20 protein-coding genes are annotated in these 24,472 nt (G+C 67.1%); 7 read left to right on the top strand and 13 right to left on the bottom strand.

The window, feature by feature from the left end; genetic code table 11:
• Both thpD and ACZIYR_RS17500 read left to right on the top strand, forming a co-directional pair.
• Positions 1–999 carry an ectoine hydroxylase gene (gene thpD, locus ACZIYR_RS17505; RefSeq protein ID WP_473031657.1) on the top strand — a complete coding sequence of 333 codons (999 nt, stop codon included), beginning with the start codon at positions 1–3 and terminating at the stop codon, positions 997–999.
• A gap of 108 nt (positions 1,000–1,107) precedes the next feature.
• Positions 1,108–1,773: a fumarylacetoacetate hydrolase family protein gene (locus ACZIYR_RS17500; RefSeq protein WP_473031656.1), complete on the top strand. Its 666-nt coding sequence runs from the start codon at positions 1,108–1,110 to the stop codon at positions 1,771–1,773.
• Positions 1,774–1,847: 74 nt separating this feature from the next.
• Here the strand turns inward: ACZIYR_RS17500 and speA are convergent, their stop codons facing one another.
• From speA to ACZIYR_RS17485, 3 genes are all read right to left on the bottom strand, one after another.
• Complete coding sequence (gene speA, locus ACZIYR_RS17495) at positions 1,848–3,758, bottom strand: biosynthetic arginine decarboxylase (protein WP_483529101.1); 1,911 nt, start codon at positions 3,756–3,758, stop codon at positions 1,848–1,850.
• Positions 3,759–3,760: 2 nt separating this feature from the next.
• Entirely contained in the window at positions 3,761–4,720 is a 960-nt protein-coding gene (locus tag ACZIYR_RS17490) for a homoserine kinase (protein WP_483527548.1), read from the bottom strand.
• A gap of 110 nt (positions 4,721–4,830) precedes the next feature.
• Positions 4,831–5,127 (bottom strand): DUF2782 domain-containing protein, encoded by a 297-nt coding sequence (locus ACZIYR_RS17485; RefSeq protein WP_473031654.1) that lies wholly within the window; start codon positions 5,125–5,127, stop codon positions 4,831–4,833.
• Positions 5,128–5,316: 189 nt separating this feature from the next.
• Between ACZIYR_RS17485 and polA the strand changes: the two genes are divergently transcribed.
• Positions 5,317–8,085: a DNA polymerase I gene (gene polA, locus ACZIYR_RS17480; protein WP_483527547.1), complete on the top strand. Its 2,769-nt coding sequence runs from the start codon at positions 5,317–5,319 to the stop codon at positions 8,083–8,085.
• An 85-nt stretch (positions 8,086–8,170) separates the two neighbouring features.
• On the opposite strand, the gene ACZIYR_RS17475 is transcribed toward polA, so the two are convergent.
• From ACZIYR_RS17475 to ACZIYR_RS17435, 9 genes are all read right to left on the bottom strand, one after another.
• Positions 8,171–9,244 carry an ABC transporter ATP-binding protein gene (locus tag ACZIYR_RS17475; protein ID WP_473031653.1) on the bottom strand — a complete coding sequence of 358 codons (1,074 nt, stop codon included), beginning with the start codon at positions 9,242–9,244 and terminating at the stop codon, positions 8,171–8,173.
• Positions 9,241–10,848, bottom strand: a complete 1,608-nt coding sequence (locus ACZIYR_RS17470) for an ABC transporter permease (protein WP_483527546.1) — start codon at positions 10,846–10,848, stop codon at positions 9,241–9,243. The genes ACZIYR_RS17475 and ACZIYR_RS17470 overlap by 4 nt, the downstream gene beginning before the upstream one ends.
• 66 nt (positions 10,849–10,914) lie before the next feature.
• On the bottom strand, positions 10,915–11,913 hold the full coding sequence (locus tag ACZIYR_RS17465; protein WP_483527545.1) for an iron ABC transporter substrate-binding protein: 999 nt from the start codon (positions 11,911–11,913) through the stop codon (positions 10,915–10,917).
• 222 nt (positions 11,914–12,135) lie between these two features.
• A complete protein-coding gene (locus tag ACZIYR_RS17460) occupies positions 12,136–13,470 on the bottom strand; it encodes a TRAP transporter large permease (protein ID WP_473031649.1) in 1,335 nt (444 codons plus the stop codon).
• The gene (locus tag ACZIYR_RS17455; RefSeq protein ID WP_473031648.1) at positions 13,467–13,967 is read right to left on the bottom strand and encodes a TRAP transporter small permease subunit; all 501 of its coding nucleotides are present in this window, start codon (positions 13,965–13,967) and stop codon (positions 13,467–13,469) included. Before ACZIYR_RS17455 ends, ACZIYR_RS17460 begins: the two co-directional genes overlap by 4 nt.
• Before the next feature lie 64 nt (positions 13,968–14,031).
• Positions 14,032–15,135 (bottom strand): TRAP transporter substrate-binding protein DctP, encoded by a 1,104-nt coding sequence (dctP, locus tag ACZIYR_RS17450; RefSeq protein ID WP_473031647.1) that lies wholly within the window; start codon positions 15,133–15,135, stop codon positions 14,032–14,034.
• Between the two features lie 393 nt (positions 15,136–15,528).
• On the bottom strand, positions 15,529–16,899 hold the full coding sequence (locus tag ACZIYR_RS17445) for a TRAP transporter large permease (RefSeq protein ID WP_483527544.1): 1,371 nt from the start codon (positions 16,897–16,899) through the stop codon (positions 15,529–15,531).
• 21 nt (positions 16,900–16,920) lie between these two features.
• Positions 16,921–17,502: a TRAP transporter small permease subunit gene (locus ACZIYR_RS17440; RefSeq protein WP_473031645.1), complete on the bottom strand. Its 582-nt coding sequence runs from the start codon at positions 17,500–17,502 to the stop codon at positions 16,921–16,923.
• A gap of 84 nt (positions 17,503–17,586) precedes the next feature.
• Entirely contained in the window at positions 17,587–18,702 is a 1,116-nt protein-coding gene (locus tag ACZIYR_RS17435) for a TRAP transporter substrate-binding protein (protein ID WP_473031644.1), read from the bottom strand.
• Positions 18,703–19,061: 359 nt separating this feature from the next.
• Between ACZIYR_RS17435 and ACZIYR_RS17430 the strand changes: the two genes are divergently transcribed.
• Positions 19,062–21,152: a GNAT family N-acetyltransferase gene (locus tag ACZIYR_RS17430; protein WP_483527543.1), complete on the top strand. Its 2,091-nt coding sequence runs from the start codon at positions 19,062–19,064 to the stop codon at positions 21,150–21,152.
• 62 nt (positions 21,153–21,214) lie between these two features.
• Positions 21,215–22,675 (top strand): aminoacyl-histidine dipeptidase, encoded by a 1,461-nt coding sequence (locus tag ACZIYR_RS17425; protein ID WP_483527542.1) that lies wholly within the window; start codon positions 21,215–21,217, stop codon positions 22,673–22,675.
• Positions 22,676–22,738: 63 nt separating this feature from the next.
• Here the strand turns inward: ACZIYR_RS17425 and ACZIYR_RS17420 are convergent, their stop codons facing one another.
• Positions 22,739–23,212, bottom strand: a complete 474-nt coding sequence (locus ACZIYR_RS17420) for a Dps family protein (protein ID WP_473031642.1) — start codon at positions 23,210–23,212, stop codon at positions 22,739–22,741.
• A gap of 312 nt (positions 23,213–23,524) precedes the next feature.
• Here ACZIYR_RS17420 and ACZIYR_RS17415 point away from each other — a divergent pair, with 312 nt between their 5' ends.
• Positions 23,525–24,076, top strand: a complete 552-nt coding sequence (locus tag ACZIYR_RS17415; protein ID WP_483527541.1) for a hypothetical protein — start codon at positions 23,525–23,527, stop codon at positions 24,074–24,076.
• Positions 24,073–24,444, top strand: a complete 372-nt coding sequence (locus ACZIYR_RS17410; RefSeq protein WP_473031640.1) for a hypothetical protein — start codon at positions 24,073–24,075, stop codon at positions 24,442–24,444. The genes ACZIYR_RS17415 and ACZIYR_RS17410 overlap by 4 nt, the downstream gene beginning before the upstream one ends.
• The last annotated feature ends 28 nt before the right edge of the window (positions 24,445–24,472 follow it).

Raw genomic sequence — 24,472 nt, 5'->3', positions numbered from 1 at the left:
ATGTCAGTGCAGACATCGTCCAACCCCAAGCTCAAGCAAGCCGATTTCGCTGCCACCGCCGGAACATCGGCGGCGCCTAGCCGAGTGAAGGGTGCGCCGCGAGCCGGCCAGGATCCCTACCCCACGCGTTTGAGTGAGCCGCTGGACATGCCGTGGCTGAGCCGGCGCGAGGGGGTGGTCAAGGGGCGCGCCATGCAGGGGCCGCTGAGCCAGGCCAGGCTCGATGAGTTCGAGCGCAAGGGCTTTCTGTTCGAGCCTGATTTCATCAGCGGCGAGGAGCTCGATGAGCTGCGCAGTGAGCTGCACGAGCTGCTGCAGTGCGAGGCGTTCCGCGGTCGCGACTTCAGCATCACCGAGCCGGAGAGTCGCGAGATTCGTTCGCTGTTCGCGGTACACTTTCTTTCCGAACGCTTCGCCGCCCTGGCGCGGGACGAGCGGCTGTTGGGGCGGGCGCGCCAGATCCTTGGCGGGGAGCCCTATGTGCATCAGTCGCGCATCAACTACAAGCCGGGCTTCGAGGGCAAAGGCTTCAATTGGCACTCCGACTTCGAGACCTGGCACGCCGAGGACGGCATGCCCGCCATGCATGCGGTCAGCGCCTCTATCGTGCTGACCGACAACCATCACTTCAACGGGCCGCTGATGCTGATTCCCGGCTCCCATCGAGTGTTCGTGCCCTGTCTTGGCGAGACCCCGGAAGACAATCATCGCCAGTCGCTCAAGAAGCAGGAGCTCGGCGTGCCGAGTCGCGAGGCATTGTCGCAGCTGGTCGAGCGCCACGGCATCGAGGCGCCGACCGGCGCCGCCGGGGGCCTGTTGCTGTTTGACTGCAACGTGCTGCATGGCTCCAACGCCAATATGTCGCCGGACCCGCGCAGCAACGTCTTCTTCGTCTACAATCGTCGGGACAACGGCTGTGTGGCGCCCTTCGCCGCGCCGCGCCCGCGCCCCAGCTTCCTGGCCCACGGTCCGGACGAGGTCTGGACCCCCTTGGGCTGAGCGAGCCTGGCCAGGCCGTCGGGGAGTGTGGCACGCAGCGCGGTGTGCGGTAGACTGTTACGCTTGTCGTTGAAGAGCGGCACGCTAACGAGAAGGAGAAGACCCGCCATGCGCTTTGTTCCACGTTTTACCGATGGCCAGGAATTTCCCCATGCGCTGGGTAAAATCGTCTGCATCGGCCGCAACTATGCCGACCATGCCAAGGAGCTGGACAACCCGGTGCCCAGCGAGCCGCTGCTGTTCATCAAGCCGTCCACCAGCGCGGTCTCGCTGGACGCCCCGCTCGATGCGCCTTTTTCCCAGGGCGAAGTGCACTACGAGATCGAGCTGGCGTTGCTGATTGGCGAAGAGCTGGCCCATGCCACCAGCGACGAGGCCGAGCGGGCCATCGTCGGCATCGGGCTGGGGCTGGATTTGACCCTGCGCGATGTCCAGACCCGTCTCAAGGAAAAAGGGCATCCCTGGGAGGTGGCTAAGGCCTTCGACGGTGCCTGCCCGCTGACCCCTTTCCTGCCGCTCAGCCGGGTGCCGAACTGGAACGCCCTGAGCTTCGAGCTGGAGATCAACGGCGAGCTTCGCCAGCACGGCGAGGGCTCGGACATGCTGTTTCCGGTACCGACCCTGGTGGCCGAGATGAGCCGTCATTTCACGCTGCAGCCCGGTGACGTGGTGCTGACCGGCACGCCGTCCGGCGTGGGCGAGCTGCCTCGCGGTGCCAGCCTGCGCATGACGCTTACCGGAGGCCTGGAGGTTTCCGCCAGCGTCATCGAGTGAGACGGCCCCACTCACGCAAACGCCCCGCCTAGGCGGGGCGTTTGCGTTTCTGGTGCGCCTTCCTCGACGGCTGTCTACTCCAGGTAGGTGTAGCCTTCCAGTCCCGCCGAGAGGTCATCGAGGAAGCGCTGCTGCTCGGCCTTGCTGAGGCCGCTGGCGGCGAGCTGGTCGGCCAGGTGGCGGCGCAGCACCTCGGCGTTGAAGTTGACGTAGCCGAGCACGTCCGACACTCGATCGCCCTGCTGGATCTGGCTGATCGTCCAGCTGCCGTTACCGTCCAGGGCGGCGTCCGCCGAGTCGGTGTCGCCAAACAGATTGTGCAGGTCGCCAAGGATCTCCTGGTAGGCGCCCACCAGGAAGAAGCCCAGCAGTTTCTCTTCGCCCTCCTGCCACTCCGGCAGCGGCAGGGTGGTCTCCACCCCCTGGCCGTCCACATAGCCATCGATGCGGCCGTCGCTGTCGCAGGTGATGTCCTGAATCACCCCGCGCCGCTCGGGCTCGCGGTTGAGCCCGGAGAGCGGCAGCACCGGGAAGATCTGCTGGATGCCCCAGACGTCGGGCACCGACTGGAACAGCGAGAAGTTGACGAACAGCTTATCGGCGAGTTTCTCGGCCAGCTCGTCGGCGATCTCGCGGTGAACGCGGTTGCGGGTGTCGAGCCGTTGGCGCAGTCGGGCGCAGGCGGCGAAGTAGACCCCTTCCCCCTCGGCCCGGGCGTTGATGTCGGCCATACCGATCACGAAGCGCTCGTGCAGCTCGCCCATGGCATGCACCAGGTCGTGCCAGGCTTCCACCAACCCGCGCGGCTCGTGCATCTCGTGGAGCAGGTCGTGCACCCGCCACAGCTCGTCGACCTGGGGGTCGTCCTCGACCCGCCGCTCCGGCGCCTGTTCGCTGACCCGCTCGTCACCGATCACGTTGCTGATCAGCACCGCATGGTGCGCGGTGAGGGCGCGGCCCGACTCGCTGATCAGATGCGGCTGCGGCAGCTCGAACTCCTGGCACGCCTGGCGAAAGGCGTAGACCACGTTGCGGGCGTACTCGAGCATGGAGTAGTTGGCCGAGCAGAAGCTGCGTGAACGGGTGCCCTCGTAGTCGATGCCCAGGCCGCCCCCCACGTCCACGGTATCGACGGGAGCGCCCAGCGAGATCAGGCTCTGGTAGAAGCGCGCGCACTCCCGCAGGCCGCGCTGGATGTCGCGGATATTGGCGATCTGCGAGCCCAGGTGGAAATGCACCAGCTGCAGGCTGGCCAGGGCGTTGGCCTCGCGCAGCTGCTGGACCACCAGCAGGATCTGGCTGGCGGTGAGGCCGAACTTGGACTTTTCGCCGCCGGTATTCTGCCAGCGCCCGCGACCCACCGAGGCGAGCCTGGCGCGCACGCCGATGCGCGGGGTGACGCCGAGTCGCTCGGCCTCTTCGAGAATCAGCGGCAGCTCCGAGAGCTTCTCCACCACCAGGTAGACCCGATGGCCGAGTTTCTCCCCCATCAGCGCCAGGCGCACGTACTCGCGGTCTTTGTAGCCGTTGCAGACAATCAGCGAGGAGCCATCGCCGGAGAGCGCCAGCACGGCGAGCAGCTCCGGCTTGCTGCCGGCCTCCAGGCCCACTCGGCCGCGACCGCGCTCCTGGGTGCCGAGGATCTCCTCTACCACCCGGCGCTGCTGGTTGACCTTGATCGGGTAGACCGCGGTGTAGCCGCCCTCGAAGCTCTCTTCGGCCATGGCGGTGTCGAAGGCGATGCACAGCTGCTCGACCCGGTCATGCAGGATATCGGTGAATCGCACCAGCACCGGCAGGCGCAGCCCGGCCCGGCGCAGCTCGTCCACCAGCTCGTCCAGCGGCAGCGCGGGTCCGTCGCTCTCGCTGCCCTGCGGGCGCACCAGGGCGTGGCCGGTGTCGTCCACGTCGAAGTAGCCGCTGCCCCACTGGTCGATGTTCCAGATGCGCCGGGCGCGCAGTGCCGGTCCGCCTCTGCTTGCCATGTTCATGAGCCTGTCTCGGGTAGGGGGAGGGCGCCATGCGCGAGGCGAGCCCGCAGGATGGTGCGGAACTGCTCGGGATCATGGGGCGTGAGATCGTGGGCGGGCGGGTCCACATAGACCACCAGCAGCCGGGAGAGCCAGTAGCGCAGGGCCGTCATGCGCAGCATCGTCGGCCAGGTCTTGCGCTCGGCCACGGTCATCGGACGCCGTGCCAGGTAGGCGCGGAGGATGACGTCGTGGCGCTCGCGATTAAGGCGGCCGTCGGCCTCGGTCGCCCAGTCGTTGATGACGATGGCCAGGTCGAACAGTAGATCGCCAGTGCAGCCGTTGTAGAAGTCGATGATGCCGCCCAGGCGGTCACCCTCGAAGAGGGTGTTGTCGCGGAACAGGTCGCCGTGCAGGGCACCCTGGGGGAGGTCCGGTGCGTCGCCGAGCACGCCCTGGTAGATCTCCACTTCGTCCTTCATCAGCGTCTGGTCTTCCGGCGACAGGTAGACCAGCACCTTGTGGTGCATGGCCGTCAGCCAGTTGAGGTCGCGGGGGTTGGGTCGGTGCCCCGGGAAGCGCTGGGAGACCACATGGAAGTGCCCCAGGGTGTCGCCCAGCACTCGGCACTGCTCCAGGTTCGGGGCCTGGGGGTGGCGGCCGGGCAGGCGCGGGAACAGCAGCGCCGGTTTGCCGGCCAGACTGTGCAGGGCGATGCCGTCACGGTCGTGTACCGGCCCCGCGACGGGCACGCGGTGTTCGTCAAGGTAATCGAGCAGGTCGACGAAGAACGGCAGTTCCTCGTGCTCGCCCTGCTCGAACAGGGTCAGCACCAGCTGGCGGCGCTCGGTAGTGACGAAGAAGGTGGAGTTCTCCGTGCCGCTGGGAACGCCCTCCAGGGCGACCAGCGAGCCGACGTCGAACCGACTGAGGAACTCTGCGACCTGTGCGTCGCTAAGCGGTGTGAATACGGCCATGTGTCTCTCGCCCAGGTTGCCAAGGCGCCTATTGTAGCGACTTGGCACGGCGATGCACGCCCACGGAAGACGCCGCGCGCGGTCGCTACCGGCGAGCGCACCGTGGGTGGCTACCAGGAGCGCAGCACCCACTGCGGCACGGCGATGCGATCGCCCTGCTGACGCTCGAAGTTGCCGTCGCCGTCGTGGTCCACCAGGTAGTAGCTGGGGCCTCGCGAAGGCTGGATCTCGATGGCATAGAGCTGGCCGTTGACCCGATACTCACGGATGGTGCGGTCCTCCTCCTGACGGATGGTAATGTCCGGCTCGATATCGGTGGAGGTTTGCGCCATGCCGGGCAGGGCGGCCGCCATGCCAAGTCCCAGCGAGAGCAGGGCAACCGCCAGGGTGCGGTGAGAAACGTTCATATTGGCCTCCGAGACCGCCAGCGGCTGTCATCGCCATTGGGTAGTGTACTTCCGAGTCACTGGGTTCAGTGTATGACCTTGGACCGCACGATCCCAAGGATGGCGGCAAAAGCCTCGGGCAATGCGTATCATGACGGCTCAGGATCACGCTACTCTTCCAGCTCTTCCAGACTCAACGGATGCCGATACATGGCCGATACGCCCATCGTTCTCGTCGACGGTTCTTCCTATCTCTACCGCGCCTTCCACGCCCTGCCGCCGCTGGCCACCTCCGAAGGCCAGCCCACCGGCGCCGTCAAGGGCGTGCTCAACATGCTCAAGCGGCTGATCAAGGACTACCCCGACAGTCCCATGGCGGTGGTCTTCGATGCCCCTGGCAAGACCTTTCGTGACGAGCTGTTCGAGCAGTACAAGGCCCACCGGCCGCCGATGCCCGACGACCTGCGTGCCCAGATTGAGCCGCTGCACGCCTGCGTCAAGGCGCTGGGGCTGCCGCTGCTGTGCATCGAGGGCGTGGAGGCCGACGACGTCATCGGCACCCTGGCGCGCCAGGCCACCGAGGCCGGTCGCGACGCGGTGATCTCCACCGGCGACAAGGACATGGCCCAGCTGGTCAACGCCCATATCACCCTGGTCAACACCATGAAGGACGAGACCCTGGACGTCGACGGCGTCAAGGAGAAGTTTGGCCTACCCCCGGAGCTGATCATCGACTTTCTGGCGCTGATGGGCGACAAGGTCGACAATATCCCCGGCGTGCCCGGGGTGGGCGAGAAGACCGCCCTGGGGCTGCTGCAGGGCATGGGGGGTGGGCTTGACACCATCTATGCCGACCTGGAGAAGGTCAAGTCGCTGGACTTCCGCGGGGCGAAGACCCTGCCAAAGAAGCTCGAGTCGCACCGCGACCAGGCGTTTCTCTCCTACCAGTTGGCCACCATCAAGACCGACTGCGAGCTGCCGGTGGGCCTTGGCGATCTGGACATCGCCCATCCCGACCGGGAGGCGCTGCTCGAACTCTATCGAAAACTGGAGTTCAAGGCCTGGCTGTCGGAGCTCCTCGAGGGCAGGGACGAGGGCGTGGATGACGTGAGCGGCGGCACCCCACCGCCGGCCGATGCCGATGACGCCAGCAAGGCGCCTGGTGCCGTCGCCCGCGAGGATCACGTGATCCTCGACCAGGACGCCCTGGATGCCTGGCTCGAACGCCTGAAGGCCGCCGAGGCCTTCTGCTTCGATCTGGAGACCACCAGCCTCGACTACATGGAGGCCCGTATCGTCGGGGTGGGGCTTGCGCTCACCCCCGGCGAGGCGGCCTACATCCCGCTGGGTCACGACTACCTGGACGCCCCGGAGCAGCTCGACCGCAACGCCGTGCTGGCCGCGCTCAAGCCGATGCTGGAGGATGCCGGCAAGACCAAGGTTGGCCAGAACCTCAAGTACGATATCTCGGTGCTGGCCAGCGACGATATCCAGGTGGTGGGCCCGCTCGAAGACACCATGCTGGAATCCTACGTGCTCGACTCCACCGCCACCCGTCACGACATGGATTCGCTGGCGCTGAAGTACCTGGGCGAGAAGACCGTCACCTTCGAGTCGATCGCCGGCAAGGGTGCGGGGCAGCTCACCTTCAATCAGATCGCCCTGGAACAGGCTGCCCCCTACGCCTGCGAGGACGTGGATATCACCCTGCGGCTGCATCGCGAGCTTCGCCCGCGCCTAAAGGCCGAGGGGCGCCTGGCCGAGGTGCTGGAGACCATCGAGCTGCCGCTGGTGCCGGTGCTGTCGCGCATGGAGCGCACCGGGGTGGCGCTGGACCCGCAGCGCCTGCATGCTCAGAGTCGCGAACTCGAGACCCGTATCCGCGAGCTGGAGGCCCGCGCCCACGAACTGGCCGGCCGCGAGTTCAACCTGGGCTCTCCCAAGCAGCTCGGCCAGATCCTCTTCGAGGAGCAGAAGATTCCGGTACTCAAGAAGACCCCCAAGGGGGCGCCCTCCACCGCCGAGGCGGTGCTGGAGGAGCTGGCGCTGGACTATCCCCTGCCCAAGGTGATCATGGAGCATCGTGGGCTCGCCAAGCTCAAGTCCACCTATACCGACAAGCTCCCGCGACTGGTCAACAAGGCGACCAGCCGGCTGCACACCAGCTACCATCAGGCGGTCACCGCCACCGGGCGGCTCTCGTCGTCGGACCCCAATCTGCAGAACATCCCGATCCGCACCGAGGAAGGGCGAAAGATCCGCCAGGCCTTTATCGCCCGGCCGGGCTACCGCATCGTCGCCGCCGACTACTCCCAGATCGAGCTGCGCATCATGGCCCACCTCTCCGAGGACAAGGGTCTGCTCGAGGCCTTCGCCGAGGGGTGCGACATCCATGCGGCCACCGCCGCCGAGGTGTTCGGGGTGGCACTCGACAAGGTCTCCAGCGACCAGCGGCGCAGCGCCAAGGCGATCAACTTCGGGCTGATCTACGGCATGAGCGCCTGGGGCCTGAGTCGCCAGCTGCATATCGAGCGCAGCCAGGCGCAGACCTACATCGACCGCTACTTCGACCGCTATCCCGGGGTGGCACGCTACATGGAGCGGATCCGCGCCCAGGCGGCGGAGGACGGCTTCGTCGAGACGGTGTTCGGCCGACGCCTGCATCTGCCGGAGATCCACTCCCAGAATCGTGCCCGTCGCCAGGGGGCGGAGCGCACCGCCATCAACGCCCCCATGCAGGGCACCGCCGCGGATATCATCAAGCGCGCCATGATTGAGGTCGACGCCTGGCTGCAGGAAGGCGAGATGGACGCCTGGATGGTGATGCAGGTCCACGATGAGCTGGTCTTCGAGGTGGCCGAGGCTCAGGTGGAGGAGTTTATCGGCGAGGTGAAGGCGCGCATGCAGGCCGCCGCCGAACTCAAGGTGGCGCTGATCGTCGAGGCGGAGAGTGGGGCGAACTGGGACGAGGCCCACTAAGCCCAGTAGCGAGAGTCGAGGCTGCTCCAAGTGGGGTGGCCTGTCCTTGCCCCTTGTCCCTCGCGCCTCGAACCTTCGGTAGTGCTTATTCCCTTAGCACCGTGGCGGTGCGCTGGGGCTCGAGCCTGACCTGCTCGCCGATTTTCCACAGGGTGTGGCTGGGGGTGATGGCGCAGAAGCGCTGGCCCTGGTGCTCCAGGAGGTAGAAGCAGTCGTGGCCGCGGAACTCGCGCTCGACGATGGTGGCCCCGTGGTCGTCCGGGGCCGCCGACAGCGACAGATGCTCGGGGCGCAGGGAAAGCTGCACCGGGCCCCGGCGACTATGGTCGATCGCCACCGGGCCGAGGGGAGTCTGGGCGATTTCGCCATCGGCCTCCCCTTCGAGCAGGTTGGTATGGCCGAGAAATTCGGCGACGAAGGCGGTGGCCGGGGTCTGGTAGATGCGCTCCGGGCGGTCGACCTGCAGCAGCTGACCCGAGTGCATGACGCCGACCTGATCGGCGAAGGAGAGCGCCTCGGCCTGGTCGTGAGTGACCAGAATCACCGAGGTGCCGGCGGCCTTGAACAGCCGGCGCACCTCCTTGCGGGTCGACTCGCGCAGCGCCGCGTCGAGATTGGAGAAGGGTTCGTCGAGCAACACCAGCTCCGGCTCGGCGGCCAGGGTCCGGGCCAGGGCCACGCGCTGCTGCTGGCCGCCGGAGAGCTCGTCGGGCATGCGCGCAGCGAGGTCGGCCAGACCCACCAGGTCGAGCCATTCGCGAGCCTTGGCCCGGCGCTTGGCCTTGGGCACATGACGCATGGCAAAGGCCACGTTCTCGCCCAGGCTCATGTGCGGAAATAGGGCGTAGTCCTGAAAGACGATGCCGATGCGGCGCTGCTGGGGCGGCAACTGGGTGACGCGCTTGCCGCGCAGATAGACATCGCCCCGGTCCGGGTCCTCGAAGCCGGCGATCATGCGTAGGGTGGTCGACTTGCCGCAGCCGCTGGGACCCAGCAGGGCGAGGATCTCGCCGTTGCCCAGTGAAAAGCTGACATCCTCTACCGCCAGGGGGTCGCCGTCGCGGTAGCGCTTGTGCAGGCCGCTGACCGACAGCAGCGGGTCGGCCAGGCGAACCGCGGCCCCCTTGGGGTCGGCGCTGATATTGAGGTTCGTCATCATTTGCCCTCCTTGGTGAGCAGAAGGCCCACGGACAGGCTGGAGAACACCACGATGGCCGCGGCGAACGGTGCCGCTTCGGCCAGCATGCCTTCCGAGGTACGGGTAAAGACGGTGACCGCCAGGGTGGTATAGCCGGTGGGGGCCAGCAGGAAGGTGATCGGCAGCTCCTTCATGCACAGCACGAAGACCAGCACTACGCCGGCCAGGATGCCGCGCCGCAGGCGCGGGAAGATCACGTGGATGAAGGTGCTGACGGGACCGTGACCCAGGGAGTGGGCGGCCTGCTCCATGCTGGGACGGGTCTGCAGCAGGGCGTTGCGGATCGGCCCCAGGGCCAGGGCCAGCGAGGCCATGGCCCAGGTGATGATCAACAGCGCCAGGGTCTGGTAGAGAAAGGGGGCGGTGCGCAGCGAGAAGAACACCATCGCTAGCGCCAGCGCCAGCGGGGGCAGGGCATAGCCGATGTAGGCCGTCCGCTCGACCAGGGTGGAGAAGGGCGAGCGGTAGCGCACCGTCAGATACGCCAGCGGCAGGGCGAAGGTCGCCGCTAGCAGTGCCGCCGGCAGGGCGGCACCCGCCGATCGCAGGAAGGTGCCGGGCACGCGGGCGAAGAAACTGAGATCGGGCGGTGAGAGCAGCAGCCAGTAGCCGAGAATCATCACCGGCAGGCCGATGGAGACAGCGAACAGCGCCACCAGATAGGGCCAGGCCAGGAAGCGTGCGCGACCCAGCGGCGCGGGCCTCAGCGGGCGTGCCACGCCCGTGCCGACCCGTGCCAGCTTGCGTTTGACCACTAGGCTGTCGAGCATCACGAAACTGGCGGCCACGGCCAGCAGCATGATCGCCAGCCAGGCGGCGTAGACACGGTCGAAAGCGCCGGAGTACTGGGTATAGATGGCATAGCTGAAGGCTTCATAGCGCATCAGGGCCACGGCCCCGAAGTCGCCCAGCACGTAAAGTGTGATCACCAGCCAGCCGGCCATGAGGGCCGGCATCAGGTGGGGCAGGATCACGCGGCGCAGGATCTCGCCCTGGGAGTAACCCAGGCTGCGGGCGCTCTCCTCCAGGTTGCCGTCGAGACCGGACAGCGCGGTACGCAGATTGAGAAACAGGTACGGAAAGGTGTAAAGCGATAGCGCCAAGGTCGCGCCCCAGTAGCCCTGGATGCGCGGCAGCTGGATACCGGTGAGCTGTGCCAGCACCCCGTAGTTGCCGCCCAGGCCGATTAGCGCGTAGGCCATTACGTAGCCCGGTACCGCCAGCGGAATCACCCCGAGTACGGTTAGGGTGCGCTTGAAGCGGATATCGGTGCGGGTGACCAGCCAGGCCAGCGGGAAAGCCATCAGGGTGGTCAGGACCACGACGCCCAGGGCGAGTCCCAGGGTATTGAACAGCAGCTGGAGGTTGCGGGTGCGAAAGACCAGATTGGCCAGGGTGGCGCCGTCGGCCTCGAAGGCACGCAGCCCCAGGTAGACCAGCGGCACCAGCATGGCGGCAGCAACCAGCAGCGACGGCAGTAGGATATGCAACGGCACGCGCCCCGGCAGCAGTCGGGACAGGCGAGGGGTGGCCAGTGGTCGGGCAGTGCTGTCGGTCCGGGTCATCGTGCCTCTCAGAAAGACAGATGCCGCCTGCTGGGCAGGCGGCGCGTCACTGGCGGTGCGGGTGGCTTACAGCAGCCCGACATCGCGCAGCAGGTTCAGGGTGCCCTCGAGATCCTCCAGCTCATCCAGGTCGATCTGGGGGCTGACTTCCAGTAGGCGGTCGAAGTCTTCGAGCACCGGGTTCTGGATCACGTTGCGGGTCACCGGGTACTCGTAGACGTTGCCGGTGAAGTACTGCTGGGCGGCCGGCGAGAGCAGGTAGCGCACGAATTCCACGGCGGCGTCTTGATTGTCGCTGCTTGCCAGCACGGCGATGCCGGCGACGTTGACCAGGTTGCCGATGTCGCCATCGGTGAAGAATGCCTGGGAGACGGGGAAATCGCTGTCGTTGGCCAGGAAGCGCGGCAGGTAGTAGTTGTTGACCAGGCCAAAGTCGATCTCACCGTCGGCGATGCCCTGTACCTGAGTGGTATTGTTGCGGAAGGTCACGGCACCGTTGTCACGCATGCCTTCCAGCCACTCGCGGGTCGTGTCATCGCCGTGCTCGACGCGCATGGCGGTTAGGAAAGACTGGAAGGAGCCGTTGGTGGGCGCCCAGCCGACGCGGCCCTCATAGCGCTCGTCGACGAGGTCGAAGACGCTTTCGGGGATTTCGTCCTCGCTGACACGCTCCGGCGAATAGGCTACGACCCGGGCGCGTCCGCTGGCGGCGACCCAGTTGCCAGTCTCGCTGGTGTAGATGGTCGGCAGTCCTTCATAAATATCGCCAGGCAGTTCGGCCAGCAGTCCGGCCTGGCTGATGGCCCCCATGGCGCCGGCGTCCTGCCCCCAGTAAAGGTCGGCCGGTGAGCGGTCGCCTTCCTCCTGGAGCAGCACGGCCAGCTGGGCAGTATCGCCGTAGCGAACCTGTACGCTGATACCGGTGTCCTTCTCGAATTGAGCGATGATCGGCTCGACCATGGACTCGCCGCGGCCCGAATAGAGCGTCAGACTGGCGGCGGAGGCCAGCGGTGCGGCGAGCAGGGTGGTGGTAACGGCAGTGGCGGCAAACAGCGTCTTGCGCATGGGATCTGATTCCTTGAAGGGGGTTGGGAGATAGGCCGCTCTCCGGCGGCTGCGTCCCCTCTGCCAGTCTCGGTCAATCGGCACGATAGCAAAAAAGCAACTCCCTGCAAATGGTAATGATACGCGGAAAGATTTTTATGACCTCGGTCAAATTTCCGACCCATAAAGAGAGCGCCCGCCATCCAGAGGATGGCGGGCGCTCATGGGGGGCAGGCGCTGGGCTCAGTAGCCGACCAGTATCGAGGGCAGGCCGGTGACCAGCGCCGGGAAGAAGGCCATCAGCAGGCAGGCCAGCACGATCAGCGCCACGAAGGGCAGCACCGCCTTGTAGAGGTCGACGATCTCCACCCCCTTGGGGGCCACGCCCTTCAAGTAGAACAGCGCATAGCCGAACGGCGGGGTGAGGAAGGAGGTCTGCAGTACCACCGCCACCATGACCACGAACCACAGCACGTCGATGCCCATCTGCTGGACGATCGGCAGCATGATCGGGAAGCTCAGCAGCACGATGCCGGTCCAGTCGAGGAACATGCCCAGCAGGAACACCAGGAACAGCATCAGGATCAGCGCCCCGGTGGTACCGCCGGGCATCGCCATCACCAGGTCGCTGATCACCGTCATGCCGCCGCCGCGGGAGAAGACCCCGGTGAAGGCGGTGGCGCCCACCAGTACCAGCATCACCATGGTGGTGGTCTTGCTGGCCTCGATCAGGGTGCGAAAGCAGGTCTTGAGCTTGCGGTCGCCGAAGATCATGAACAGCAGGAAGGCGATGCCCACGCCGATGGCCGAGGCCTCGGTGGCGGTGGCCACCCCGGTGAACAGCGCCCCCAGCACGCCCAGGATCAGCGTCATCGGCGGCAGCACGTACTTGGCCAGCATGACCAGCAGCTGGCCGGTACTGGTCTCGGCGCGCTCCTCGGCGGGCACCGGCGGGCCGTAGCTCGGCTTGACGTAGCAGATCACCAGCACGTAGAGGGCATACATCGCCCCCAGCATCAGTCCCGGCACCAGGGCGCCGGCAAACAGGGCGCCCACCGACACCGGCGAGTAGCTGGCCATCAGGATCAGCATGATGCTCGGCGGGATCAGAATACCCAGACAGCCGCTGGCCATGATCACGCCCGAGCTGAGCTCCTTGTTGTAGCCGTGCTTGAGCATCGGCGCCAGGGCGATCATGCCCATCACTGCGATGGAGGCACCGACGATGCCGGTGGTGGCGGCCAGCATCACCGAGACGATGACCACGGTAAGCGCCAGGCCGCCGCGCAGGTTGGCCAGCAGCAGGCGCATCACCGCGAACATCTTCTCGGTGACCCCCGAGTCATTGAGAAAGCGCGCCATCAGCACGAACAGCGGGATGGCCACCAGGACATAGTTGTCCATGGCGTTGCCGTAGATGTTGTTGATGATGCTGGCGAGTATGCGCTCGCCGGGGCCCAGGTAGGCGCCGATGACGGCGACGCCGCCCAGCACGAAGGCCAGCGGATGGCCCATGAACAGGCCGATTAGCAGCCCGCCGAACATGAACAGCGTCAGCAGTTCGGGACTCAGGTTCATGCGGTTTCCTCCCGCAGCTGCTGGATGGCACGGATGACGATGGCGATGGCCTGGAGCAGGATCAGGAAGGCGGCCACCACGATGACGCCTTTCACCGGATAAACGGGAATCGACACGACCCCGTAGGTGGTTTCGCCGCGGCTGAAGGAGCGCATGAAGAAGTTCCAGCCCAGCGGCAGCAGCATCCAGATAAAGGGCACGAAGAACAGCAGATAGCCGAGGATCTCGACGGCGGCCTGCTTCTTGCGTGAGAGCAGGCGCTTGAGCACATCGACCTCGACATGGGCGTGATGGCGCAGGCCATAGGCGGCCATCAGCATGAAGTGGGCGCCGAACAGCATCTTGGTGATGTCGAAGGCCCAGTCGCTGGGGCGCCCGGTGAACAGGCGCGAAGCGATATCGTAGAGCACCACCAGGGTGATGATGGCGATCAGCGGTGCGATGACTCGCCCAAGCACCTCGTTGAGCGTGTCGATCGCCTTGGCAATCGCATTCATGGATCAGTCTCCGACGTCGGAACGCAGGCCGCCCCGGGCGAGGCCGGGGCGGCTGAGGTGCGCCTTACAGGCAGGCTTCGATCTCTTCCAGGGACGGCAGGTTGTCCATGGTGCGGCTCATGTTGAACGGCGCGGAGATATCGCGCCAGTTCGCATAGTGCTCCAGGTAGCCGATCATGGAGTGGTACACCTTGGCGTGGTCCGGATGCTCGCAGGCACCGCGCAGGATCACCTCGTTGGTGATGTCCTGAATGCGTGCCAGGTCCTCCTCGGGGAGCGGGTTGATCTCCACGCCCGCCTCGATGAAGTTGACCGTGCCTTCGGTGGAGCCGCGCTCGGACCAGGCCAGCGACCAGGCCATGGTGGCGTCGGCGGCGATCTTCAGCTTCTGCTGGGTCTCCTCGGAGAGGGCGTCCCAGGCGTCCTTGTTGATCATTACGCCGAACACGCTGGCCGACTGGTGCCAGCCGGGCACCGACCAGTACTCAACCACCTCGGCGAAGCCGGCGTTGTAGTCCACGCCCGGCGTGGAGAACTCGGCGCCGTCGACCACGCCGCGCTCCACCGCCTGGTAGATCTCGCCGCCGGCCAGGGTCACCTGGGAGCCGCCCAGCTGTTCGAGTACGCGACCCTGGTCGCGGCCGGAGAGGCGCAGGCGCTTGCCATCCAGGTCGGCCAGGCTCTCGATGGGGGTGCGGCCCATGAAGCCCGACTCGTTATTGGTGATGCCGTAGGGCAGATAGACCATGTCGTACTGGCCGTAGATCTCCTGGTAGAGATCCCAGCCGCCCCACTGCTGGATCCAGTTCAGGTAATCCACGCCGTTGAACAGCATGGTGGTGGTGGCCAGCGGCGAGAAGGCCGGGTTGCGGCCGGCCCAGTAGCCGGGCCAGTCGCCGGCGGCCTCGATGCTGCCGGTCTCGGTGGCGTCGAACACCTCGGTGCCAGGCATCAGGGTGCCGCCGGCACGGAACTCGATCTCCAGCTCGTCGCCGGCGATCTGATTGACGAGGTTCACCCAGTGGCGATCGATCTCGATCAGATCGATGCTGTCCGGCCAGGTGGAGGTCATGGTCCAGCGCTCCTGGGCCTGGGCGGTGGACGACAGGGCGGCCATCGCAACGCCGGCCGCCAGGCCGGTGAGGGCGAACTTGGTCATCATCTTCATGTGGAGCTCCCTTCGTGTTTCTTGTGTCGTCGATTGGATAACTCGTGCCGAGGTGGCGTATCGCGGTGGCGTCGCGGTCGGTATTGACCAGCTGCACAGCTCGGCGTCAAGACACAAGCTAGCACGCTCACATGGCGGCAATCGATAGACGTCACCGAAACCCAGTCGAGCGTTTGCTCGACAGCAAAGAGGGGGCGGTGGAGTCAGGCTTTGTGCTTGTTAATCATATTCTTATGATCGAGTGAGCGGTTGATGGAAAGGGGCTTGGTGGCGTTTCCAGCGTTGAAAGGCCGCTTGGCGTTCGACCAAAGTTGAAGCGCCTTGCGGTGGCGGCATCCAGCGGCTCGAGCCGGTGGATGCCGTCTTTGGGGCGGTCGCTGTGGAGGAGGGCTCCTAGCGGCCGCCGTAGACCTGGCCGGGCAGCCAGGTGGCCAGCGGCTCGTAGAAGAACACCAGCGCCAGCCCCAGCAGCTGCAGGGCCACGAAGGGCGCCACGCCCAGGTAGATGTCCCGGGTGACGATTCCCGGCGGGCAGACCCCCTTGATGTAGAAGAGCGCGAACCCCACCGGTGGCGTCAAGAAGGAGGTCTGTAGGCAGATGGCGAAGAGGATGGCGAACCATACCGGGTCGACCCCCAGGCTGAAGACCACCGGCGCCACCAGCGGCAGAATGATCAGGGTGATCTCGACCCAGTCGAGGAAGAAGCCCAGCAGGAACACCACCAGCATGATCGTCAGCACCACGCCGGCGGGCCCGAAGGGCAGGCCGGTGATGGCATCGCGGATCACGTCGTCGCCGCCCAGGCCGCGCAGCACCACGGCGAAGATGGTGGCACCGACGAAGATGCCGAAGATGAAGGCTGTGGTGCGAGTGGTCTGGTAGAGCGCCTTGGAGACCACCTCGAAGCTCAGTCGGCGGCTGAACAGGGCCAGCAGCATGGCACCCAGGGCGCCCACTGCCGAGGCCTCGGTGGTGGTGGCAAAGCCGGTGAAGATCGAGCCCAGTACCGCCACGATCAGCGCCATGGGCGGCAGCACGGCAATCAGCACCTCGAACAGTGCACGGGCGTTGAGCGGCTTGCGGTTCTCCGGTGCCGGGGCCAGGTCCTTCTTGATATAGGCGGCGATCAGGATATAGGCGATGTACATTACCCCCAGCATGATCCCGGGAATCAGCGCCCCCATGAACAGCCGGCCCACCGAGGCCTCCGAGGTACCCAGGCGGTCGGCCATCAGCACCAGCATGATGCTCGGCGGTACCAGGATGCCCAGGGTGCCCACCGAGCAGGCGGTGCCGACGGCCAGCGACTTGTTGTACTTGGCCTGCAGCATGGGGCCGATGGAGAGCATGCCGAGCAGTACCACCGAGGCGCCGACGATGCCGGTGGAGGCGGCCAGCAGCACGCCGACGATGACCACGGTGACGGCATAGCCGCCGCGCAGCCCGCCCAGCACGCGGACCAGGGAGTTCATCAGCCGCTCGGCGATGCCGGAGCGGTCGAGCATGATGCCCATGAAGATGAACAGCGGCAGTGCCACCATTAGCTCGTTGGCGACGATGCCGTAGAGCCGGCGGTCGAGCACGCCGATGGTGCCGCCCCAGGAGAACCAGAGGTCGGCGTGAAAGTGTTCGACCAGCACGTGGCCGATGATGGCAAACAGAAAGCCGATGCCGGCCAGCGACCAGGCGACGGGGAAGCCAAGCAGCAGCAGTCCCATGAAACCGGCGAACATGCCGATGACGAGTAGTTCTTCAAGACCCATGATGATCCTCGCTGATCCGCGTTAGCGAAAGTCGCTCGGGCGACGCAGGTGAAGCTCCCGCGGAAAGCGGAAAAGATAGGTACAGCAGCGCAGCGCCCGCGACGAGAGCGCAATGGCAATCAGGGCCATGCCGATGGGCAGCGTGCTCTTGATGATGAAGCGGTAGGGCAGGCCGCTGGGCGCCTGGGAACGCTCGCCTCGGGTGAAGGAGCGATAGGCGTACTCGATGAGGTTGTCGATCATGAAATAGAGCACCGGCAGCATCAGCAGCACGATGCCGAGCAGTTCCACCCAGGCCTGGAAGCGCAGCGAAAATTTCTCCCGCAGCACGTCGACGCGCACGTGGTCATCGGTGACCACGGCGTAGGCCAGGGTCAGGATCATGGTGGCGCCGAAGAAGTGCCAGGAGAGCTCTTCCAGGGCGATGGAGCCGCGCCCGAGGATGAAGCGGCTGAAGACGTTGGTCAGCACCACTGCCAGGGTGGCCAGCCACAGCCAGGAGAGCAGCTTGCCGATGGTGGCAACGGTGATGTCCAGCCGATGGCTGAGCGCATTGGTGGGTAGATCACGGGGATCCGGCGAGTCTGAAACGTGGGTCGACATGATGAAGGGCTCTCTGGGCCTGAGGGGGCAAAAACTACCGGAGAGCCTGGGCAGGCCCTCCGGTCGAGCTCATCCGAGCGGTGCTCAGTCGAGCTGCTGCACCCTGTCGGGTGCGAAGTGTTCGCGCGGCAGGTGTCCCTTGACGTGCCAGTCGCCGTGAATGCGCATCCAGTCCTGCTGGCTCTGCAGAACGCGACGGAACATTTCGTCCTCGGCGGCGATCTCGGCCTGGACCTCGTAGGTGACCTCACGCAGCGCCTCGAGGATCTCCTCCGGCAGCACCTGGGCGTTGACCCCCTCGGCCTGGAAGTCGCGCAGGGCCAGCGGGTTCTCCCACTCGCTCTCGGCGAAGCCGAACAGGGTCGCGGAGCGACAGCCCAGCTCGATCTGGGCGCGGGTGGTGTCCTCAAGGGCCTCCCAGGCATCCTTGTTGATCAGCAGGTGGGCGGTGGTAAAGGTCTGGTGCCAGCCCGGCAGGACATAGTTGTTGACGATCTCCTGCATGCCGAGAATGCGATCCACGGCCGGCGCGGAGAACTCCGTGGCATCGATGGTGCCGCGCTCCATGGCCTGGTAGAGCTCGCCGCCGGGCAGCATGGTCACCGAGGCGCCCAGGCGCTCCATCACTCGCCCGCCGATGCCGGCGAAGCGGATGCGCAGGCCGTCGATCTGGTCCAGCGACTCCAGCGGCTCGGCGAACCAGCCCGCCGCTTCGGGGCCGATCATGCTGCACAGCAGCGGATGCACGTCGTAGGGCTCGTAGATCTCCTTGAGCAGCTCGTGGCCGTCACCGTGGTAGTGCCAGGCCAGGTAGGCCGGCGGCTCAAAGCCGAAGGGGGCGCCGGCAAAGAGCGGCAGCGAAGGGATGCTGCCCTGGTCGTATCCCACCCAGGTAAAGCCGGCCGGATAGCGACCTTCCGATACCGCATCGAGGATCTCGAAGGGCGGGATCAGCTCGCCCGGCTCGTAGTAACGCAGGTTGATGTTGCCTCCCGAAATGGCCTCCAGGCTTTCGGAGAGATGCACCACCGGGGTGCTCAGGCCGACCAGGTGGGAGGGGAAAGCGATTGGGACCTGCCAGCGGACGCGCTCCTGGGCGCTGGCGGTGCTGGCCAGGGTGGCGCCGGCGAGGATAATGGCAGCGGCAGTGCCGCTGAGCGCGAAACGAACGGACGTACGGCGGCCGGATGAGGCTTGCATAGACGCGACTCCACTTCATTGTGACGGGTATTGTTGTAGGAAAAGGCCTAGTTCCGAGGAAAGAGACTATAGGCGGCCTGCGGAGTGCTCAAGTTTGGAAAATTGGTAATACCAATAATGGCAATGCGACTGCTGCGACGCGGCATTCGGATCGATGAGGCAAATTCTCGGAACGACGCCGGAACTATGGTCGTCCTGCATGGAACGTCGAGGAACTTTGCGCCAGAATTAGCAGGCTTACGGTTGCTGTCGAGCCAATGGGTGCGACCAATGGCTAAGCGCAGGGGATGCTTTTTCCGTCGAAAGGCGAGGGTGTTCAGCGGGTGGCGAGGTGGCTAATGGAATCTGAGACGGACTCTTTGCTCAATTGGTCATACCAGCTGGGGCAGCTTGGCTGGCGAGGCCTGGTGTGGGTGCGCGGTGAGCCGGCGGATGCCCGCCAACGTGCGCTGGCGCTGTGGCGAGGGGGCGGCTGGCGCCGTCCCTGTTGGGTGTCGGACGTGGCGCCGCCGACCCTCGAGGCGGAGGCGGTGCTGCCCCCCTCGCAGGCGCGCAGCCGCCTGGGGGGCGAGCAGGATCTGCTGGTGGTCGATGCCGCCTCCGGTGACGTCAGCTTCGACCCGGACGCCTTCGGTGCCCTCGGCGGCACCCTGCGGGCCGGCGGTCTGCTGCTGCTGTTGACGCCGCCCTGCTGGGAAGCGCCCGGCGATGCGCCGGATGACGGCGGCTCGCGCTATCTGGCGCGCCTTGTCCGGAGGCTAACGACGGCCGAGGAGATCGCCTGCTGGAGCGCGGCTGGACTTCGCCTGCCGGCGCTGCCCGACGCCTCGCCCCGGATGCCGGCGACGCGCGCCGACCCCGACTGTCTGACCGCCGACCAGGCCGCGGCGGTCGCCGGCCTGGTCAAGCTGCGGCGCCGCCGCCCCCTGGTGCTGACCGCCGATCGGGGCCGCGGGAAGACCGCGGCCCTGGGGATCGCCTGTGCGCGGCTGCTGGCCGCCGGCGAGCGGCGGATTCGCATCACCGCCCCGCGGCCGGCGGCGGTGGCGGCGCTGTTCGAGCGGCTCGAGCGGCTACGCCCGGCGGGAGCTCTGCAGAACCATGTCTTCCTAGACCCGGAAGGCGGCCGGGTGGAGTTCTGCGCCCCGGACGAGCTGGCGACCCTGGCCGAGCGAGGCGAGGCGGGCGGGCCCGGCACGCTGCTGCTGGTGGACGAGGCGGCGGCCATTCCCGCTGCCCTGCTGGGGCAGTGGCTGGCGGCCTTCCCGCGCATCGCCTTCGCCACCACGGTGCACGGCTACGAAGGCTCGGGACGCGGCTTCGCGCTGCGTTTTCGCGACCGCCTGAGGCGCCAGACCCCCGACTGGCGGGAGATGCATCTGGCTGCCCCGGTACGCTGGGCGGCGGGTGATCCGCTGGAGCGGCGCCTGGCCGACCTGCTGCTGCTGGATGCCGAGCCGCCACCCGCCCCGGCGGAGCGCCTTACGCTCAGGCGCTGGTCCCGCGACGACCTGGCCTGCCGGGAGTCGGCGCTGCGCGACCTCTTCGGCCTGCTGGTCCAGGCCCACTACCGCACCACGCCCAGCGATCTGCGGCGCCTGCTCGACGCCCCGGGACTGCGCATTGCCACCCTGGAGGCCGAAGCGCGCCCCCAGGCGGTGGCGGTGGTCGGCGACGAGGGCGGTTTTTCTGCCGCCCTGGCCGAGCGGGTGGCGCGCGGCGAGCGCCGGCCGCCGGGCCACCTGCTGGCGCAGTCGCTGGCGGCCCACGCCGGCTGCCGGGAGGCGCTGATCGCACGACTGCGGCGGGTGCAGCGTATCGCCGTGCACCCCGAGCGACGCCGGGAGGGGCTGGGGCGCCGCCTGCTGACGGCAGAGCTGGCGGCGGCGCGGGAGGCGGGTATCGATCTGGTGGGAGCCAGCTTCGGCGCCGAGCCTCAGCTGATCGCCTTCTGGCGGGCGCTGGGCTTTCGCGCGGTGCGCCTGGGGCTCTCGCGAGAGACCGCCACCGGCGAGCATGCGTTAATGGTGGTCATGTCTACCAGTGTCCGGGGCGAGGCCCTGGCCGAGTCGCTGACGGCGGACTTTCAACGCCTGCTGCCGGCGCTGTTGGCCTTCGAGCTGAAGGCGCTCGATCCGCAGGTGGCGCTGGCGCTGCTCGCCGAGGGGGCGCGGCCCAGGCTGTCGGCGCGCGATCGCCAGGACCTTGCCGATGTCGCCTATGGCCGGCGGGAGCCGGCCACGGTCCGCCCGGCGCTGCAGGCGCTGCTGCGTCGCCGGATCCTCGACGCCGACCCTGCCCCGGCGCTCGCCTGGCTGGTGGCCTGGGCCTTCCAGGGCCGCGACCCGACCTGGCTGGCGGCGCAGCTGGGGGTGGCCGGGCGTCGCCAGGCCATGGCACAGCTGCGCCAGGCGGTGGCCGCCATGCTCGGGGCCGAGGCGGACGACTGAGCGCTTTTCCCGACGCGGTTTGCCCGGTAAGGTAGCGCGGTTAACCTCGATGAAGACTCGCCATGAACGAACACCTCGAGCAGCTTTCGCCGCAGCCGCTGTGGCGCCACTTTCGCACCCTGTGCAACACGCCGCGCCCTTCCGGCCACGAGGCCGAACTGGTCGCCACGCTCGAGCGCTGGGCCGACGCCCGGGGGCTCGCGCATGATCGCGACGCCCACGGTAACCTGCGCCTGCGCAAGCCGGCCATGCCTGGCCATGAGCACGCCCCCGGGGTGATCCTGCAGGGGCATCTGGACATGGTGGCTCAGGCCAACGCCGACCACCCCCATGATTTCACCCGCGACCCCATCGAGACCTATGTGGCCGACGGCTGGCTGCATGCCCGCCATACCACCCTGGGCGCCGACAATGGCCTGGGAGTCGCGGCGGCCCTGGCCATCCTGGAAGACGACAGCCTGACCCACGGGCCCCTGGAGGCGCTGTTCACCCTGGAGGAAGAGTCTTCCATGGGCGGCGCCCTGAACCTGGCGGAGGGCTGGCTCGAGGGCCAGGTGCTGCTGAACCTGGACTCCGAGGATCGCGGCGAGGTGTTCATCGGCTGCGCCGGCGGCGCCGACGTGGTGGTCGAGGCGGCGCTGCCCACTGCCCCGCTGGCTGAGGACGAGGTGGCTCTGCGGCTGTCGCTGACCGGCCTGGTGGGCGGACACTCGGGCATCGATATCCATCGCGGTCGCGGCAACGCCAACCGCCTGCTGGTGCGGGTGCTGCGCTCGCTGGAGGCCTTCGATGCGCGTCTGGTGGACTACCATGGTGGCACCCTGCGCAATGCCCTGCCCCGCGAGGCGTTCGCCACCCTGGTGCTGCCTGCCGACGAGGCGGCCGCGGCCGGCGAGCGGGTCGCCGCCCTGCAGCAGGAGCTGCGCGGTGAGCTGGCCGGCGTCGATGACGGCCTGTCCTTGACCCTGCACCCGCTGATGTCGCCCCCCGCCCAGGCGCTCAACGCCCACGCCAGCCGCATGCTGGTGGCGGCGCTGTTGGCTGCGCCCTGCGGCGTGGAGCGCATGAGCCCCGAGCTGGACGGGGTGGTGGAAACCTCCAACAACCTGGGAGTGGTCAGCCTGGAGGACGGCCGCTTCCATCTCTGCGCCCTGGTGCGCTCGCTGCGCGACAGCGCCGCGCAGGACATCGCCGAGCGGTTTCGCGCCCTGTTCGAACTGATCGGTGCGCACACCCGGGTCGAGAACGTCTATCCGGGCTGGACGCCGGCGCCCGACAGCCCCCTGCTGACGCGTTTCTGTCGCCTGCACCGCCAGCAGCTGGGCAGTGAGGCGGCGGTCAAGGTGATCCACGCCGGCCTGGAGTGCGGCATTCTCGCCGGCAAATACCCCGGTTTGCAGATGATCTCCTTCGGTCCGCTGATCCGCGGCGCCCACTCGCCCGATGAGCGGGTCGAGCTGGCGTCGGTGAGCGAGTTCTGGACGCTGCTCAGGGCGCTGGTCGAGGAGCTGGCCGAGGGCTGAGTTGCCCGCATAGCGAGACGCCGCCCGGCACGGGCGGCGTCACGGTCAGCCGAGGGGGGCGGCTCAGCCCAGGTAGGCGTTAAGCATCCATACGGTTTTTTCCTGCTCGCGGATGTAGTCGCCGGCCTGGGCGGCGGTGCCCTCGTCGTCGGCGTCGGCGGCCAGGGCGAGGATCTCGCGCTGCAGCTCGATCAGGGTCTGGTATCCCTGGAGGACGCCGCGCACGCAGGCCTCGCCGTCGTGTACTTCCTTGTCTTCGCGAATCTCGGCCATCGCCACGTAGTCGCTGTAGGCGTGCACCGGCGTGTGCCCCAGCGTCAGGATGCGCTCGGCCACCTCATCGACCTTGACCAGCAGGTCGGTATAGAACTCCTCGAACTTGGTGTGCAGCTCGAAGAACTGGGGGCCCTTCACGTTCCAGTGGTAGCCGCGCACGTTCATGTAGAAGATCTGGTAGTTGGCCAGCAGGGCATTGAGCTTGTCGGCCAGCTGGCTGGCGCTGCCTTGATGCAGGCCGATGGCATTGGTGTCGGTCATGCGAGTGCCTCCTTGTTCGCGATAGGGTCCGAAACGACGGGCCCAGTGTAAGGGCTTGCCGGATGGCGGGTAAGCCAAATCTTGCCATCGCCGCCATAGCGTCTCCCCATGGGATGCCGGCTGGCGGCTCGGTTTTCAAGGGGCTGCGCCATTTTGCCACCCGCTGTGGCGGGTCAAGGAACCCCTGGCGCCGACGGGACTCTGAAGGGGGCGTTGATATCGGGTCGAGGCTGGCTCGGCGGGTGGTTGCATGGCGCCCGGGCCAGCGTAGACTGCCGGCAAGACGAAGGAAATCTGCTCAGGAGACATGCCATGCGCCCCTGGTGGCCGATGCCCATTGTGCTGGTGCTGGCCGGCTGCGAGACCACGCCGACCGTGCTGCCCGCGGCCGAGCCGCGGCCGGCCGCGGCGTGCCGCTGGGAGGCCAGCGAGCCGTCGCCGGTGGAGTGGGTGCGTCGGGCGGCAGAGGTCTTCGAGCAGGAGGGCTTCGAGGTGCGCCATACCGCCCCCGAGCTAGGGGTGATCAGCGCGGAGCGCCGACGTCGTGTCTACGGCTACGGCGACCCCTACGACAGCTGGTCGCGGCCCACCTGGTTTGGCAGCTACGGGGTGGGGCGTGGCGCGGGGTTCTCTACCGGCGTGATGGTCGGGTTCGGCAGCGTCGGCTATGCTCGGCCCGCCGACGCCACGCGGCTGGAGCGGGTCTCGCTGGTGGCTGATGGCCAGGCGGTCCGGGTCAGCCGGGATCTCCAGGTGATCGACTGGCAGGGCGATCAGCGCACTTCACGCAGCGCCAGCGATGCCGACTTCTGTCGGCAGCTGCGCGAGGCGCTGGAGCGGGTCGAACCCGGGGAGGTCCTGTGAGGCGCTGGCTGCTCGTTGTGCTGCTATCGACCGGACTGGCCGGCTGTGCGGCCGGTGGTGCCACGCCCCCGGAGCCGCGGGAGCTCGCCTACGCCGCCTCTCCGGAGGCCACCCTGCGCGAGGGGATCAACCTGCTGGCCGAGCAGGGCTACGTGATCCGCCATGCCGACCCCGCGCTGGGCCGCGCCGAGGCCGTGCTGTCGCGCTGGCCGGGCTATCGCGTCCAGCTGACGGTGACGGCAGAGGGCGAGGGAGCTCGTGCCAGCCTGACGGCGACGCGCGGTGGGCGGCCGCTGCCGCCGCACCTGCTCGACCCGCTGCTTGCGGATCTCGAGTCGCGCCTGGGGCTGGGGCCCTGGGCGCAATAGAGGTAGCTGTTTCACTATCGGGAGTCCC

The organism is Billgrantia sp. NRB1, from assembly GCF_056921725.1.
Note: the sequence above shows the minus strand (reverse complement) of the source record. Positions and strands in the feature narration are given on the sequence as shown.

Bases quoted from the DNA above. Each gene is read 5' to 3' on its own strand.
- speA (WP_483529101.1), bottom strand. From the start codon at position 3,758: ATGGCAAGCAGAGGCGGACCGGCACTGCGCGCCCGGCGCATCTGGAAC.
- polA (WP_483527547.1), top strand. From the start codon at position 5,317: ATGGCCGATACGCCCATCGTTCTCGTCGACGGTTCTTCCTATCTCTAC.
- ACZIYR_RS17425 (WP_483527542.1), top strand. From the start codon at position 21,215: ATGAACGAACACCTCGAGCAGCTTTCGCCGCAGCCGCTGTGGCGCCAC.
- ACZIYR_RS17470 (WP_483527546.1), bottom strand. From the start codon at position 10,848: ATGACCCGGACCGACAGCACTGCCCGACCACTGGCCACCCCTCGCCTG.
- ACZIYR_RS17440 (WP_473031645.1), bottom strand. From the start codon at position 17,502: ATGTCGACCCACGTTTCAGACTCGCCGGATCCCCGTGATCTACCCACC.
- ACZIYR_RS17485 (WP_473031654.1), bottom strand. From the start codon at position 5,127: ATGAACGTTTCTCACCGCACCCTGGCGGTTGCCCTGCTCTCGCTGGGA.
- ACZIYR_RS17475 (WP_473031653.1), bottom strand. From the start codon at position 9,244: ATGATGACGAACCTCAATATCAGCGCCGACCCCAAGGGGGCCGCGGTT.
- ACZIYR_RS17490 (WP_483527548.1), bottom strand. From the start codon at position 4,720: ATGGCCGTATTCACACCGCTTAGCGACGCACAGGTCGCAGAGTTCCTC.
- ACZIYR_RS17415 (WP_483527541.1), top strand. From the start codon at position 23,525: ATGCGCCCCTGGTGGCCGATGCCCATTGTGCTGGTGCTGGCCGGCTGC.
- thpD (WP_473031657.1), top strand. From the start codon at position 1: ATGTCAGTGCAGACATCGTCCAACCCCAAGCTCAAGCAAGCCGATTTC.
- ACZIYR_RS17500 (WP_473031656.1), top strand. From the start codon at position 1,108: ATGCGCTTTGTTCCACGTTTTACCGATGGCCAGGAATTTCCCCATGCG.
- ACZIYR_RS17460 (WP_473031649.1), bottom strand. From the start codon at position 13,470: ATGAACCTGAGTCCCGAACTGCTGACGCTGTTCATGTTCGGCGGGCTG.
- ACZIYR_RS17445 (WP_483527544.1), bottom strand. From the start codon at position 16,899: ATGGGTCTTGAAGAACTACTCGTCATCGGCATGTTCGCCGGTTTCATG.
- ACZIYR_RS17420 (WP_473031642.1), bottom strand. From the start codon at position 23,212: ATGACCGACACCAATGCCATCGGCCTGCATCAAGGCAGCGCCAGCCAG.
- ACZIYR_RS17465 (WP_483527545.1), bottom strand. From the start codon at position 11,913: ATGCGCAAGACGCTGTTTGCCGCCACTGCCGTTACCACCACCCTGCTC.
- ACZIYR_RS17455 (WP_473031648.1), bottom strand. From the start codon at position 13,967: ATGAATGCGATTGCCAAGGCGATCGACACGCTCAACGAGGTGCTTGGG.
- ACZIYR_RS17435 (WP_473031644.1), bottom strand. From the start codon at position 18,702: ATGCAAGCCTCATCCGGCCGCCGTACGTCCGTTCGTTTCGCGCTCAGC.
- dctP (WP_473031647.1), bottom strand. From the start codon at position 15,135: ATGAAGATGATGACCAAGTTCGCCCTCACCGGCCTGGCGGCCGGCGTT.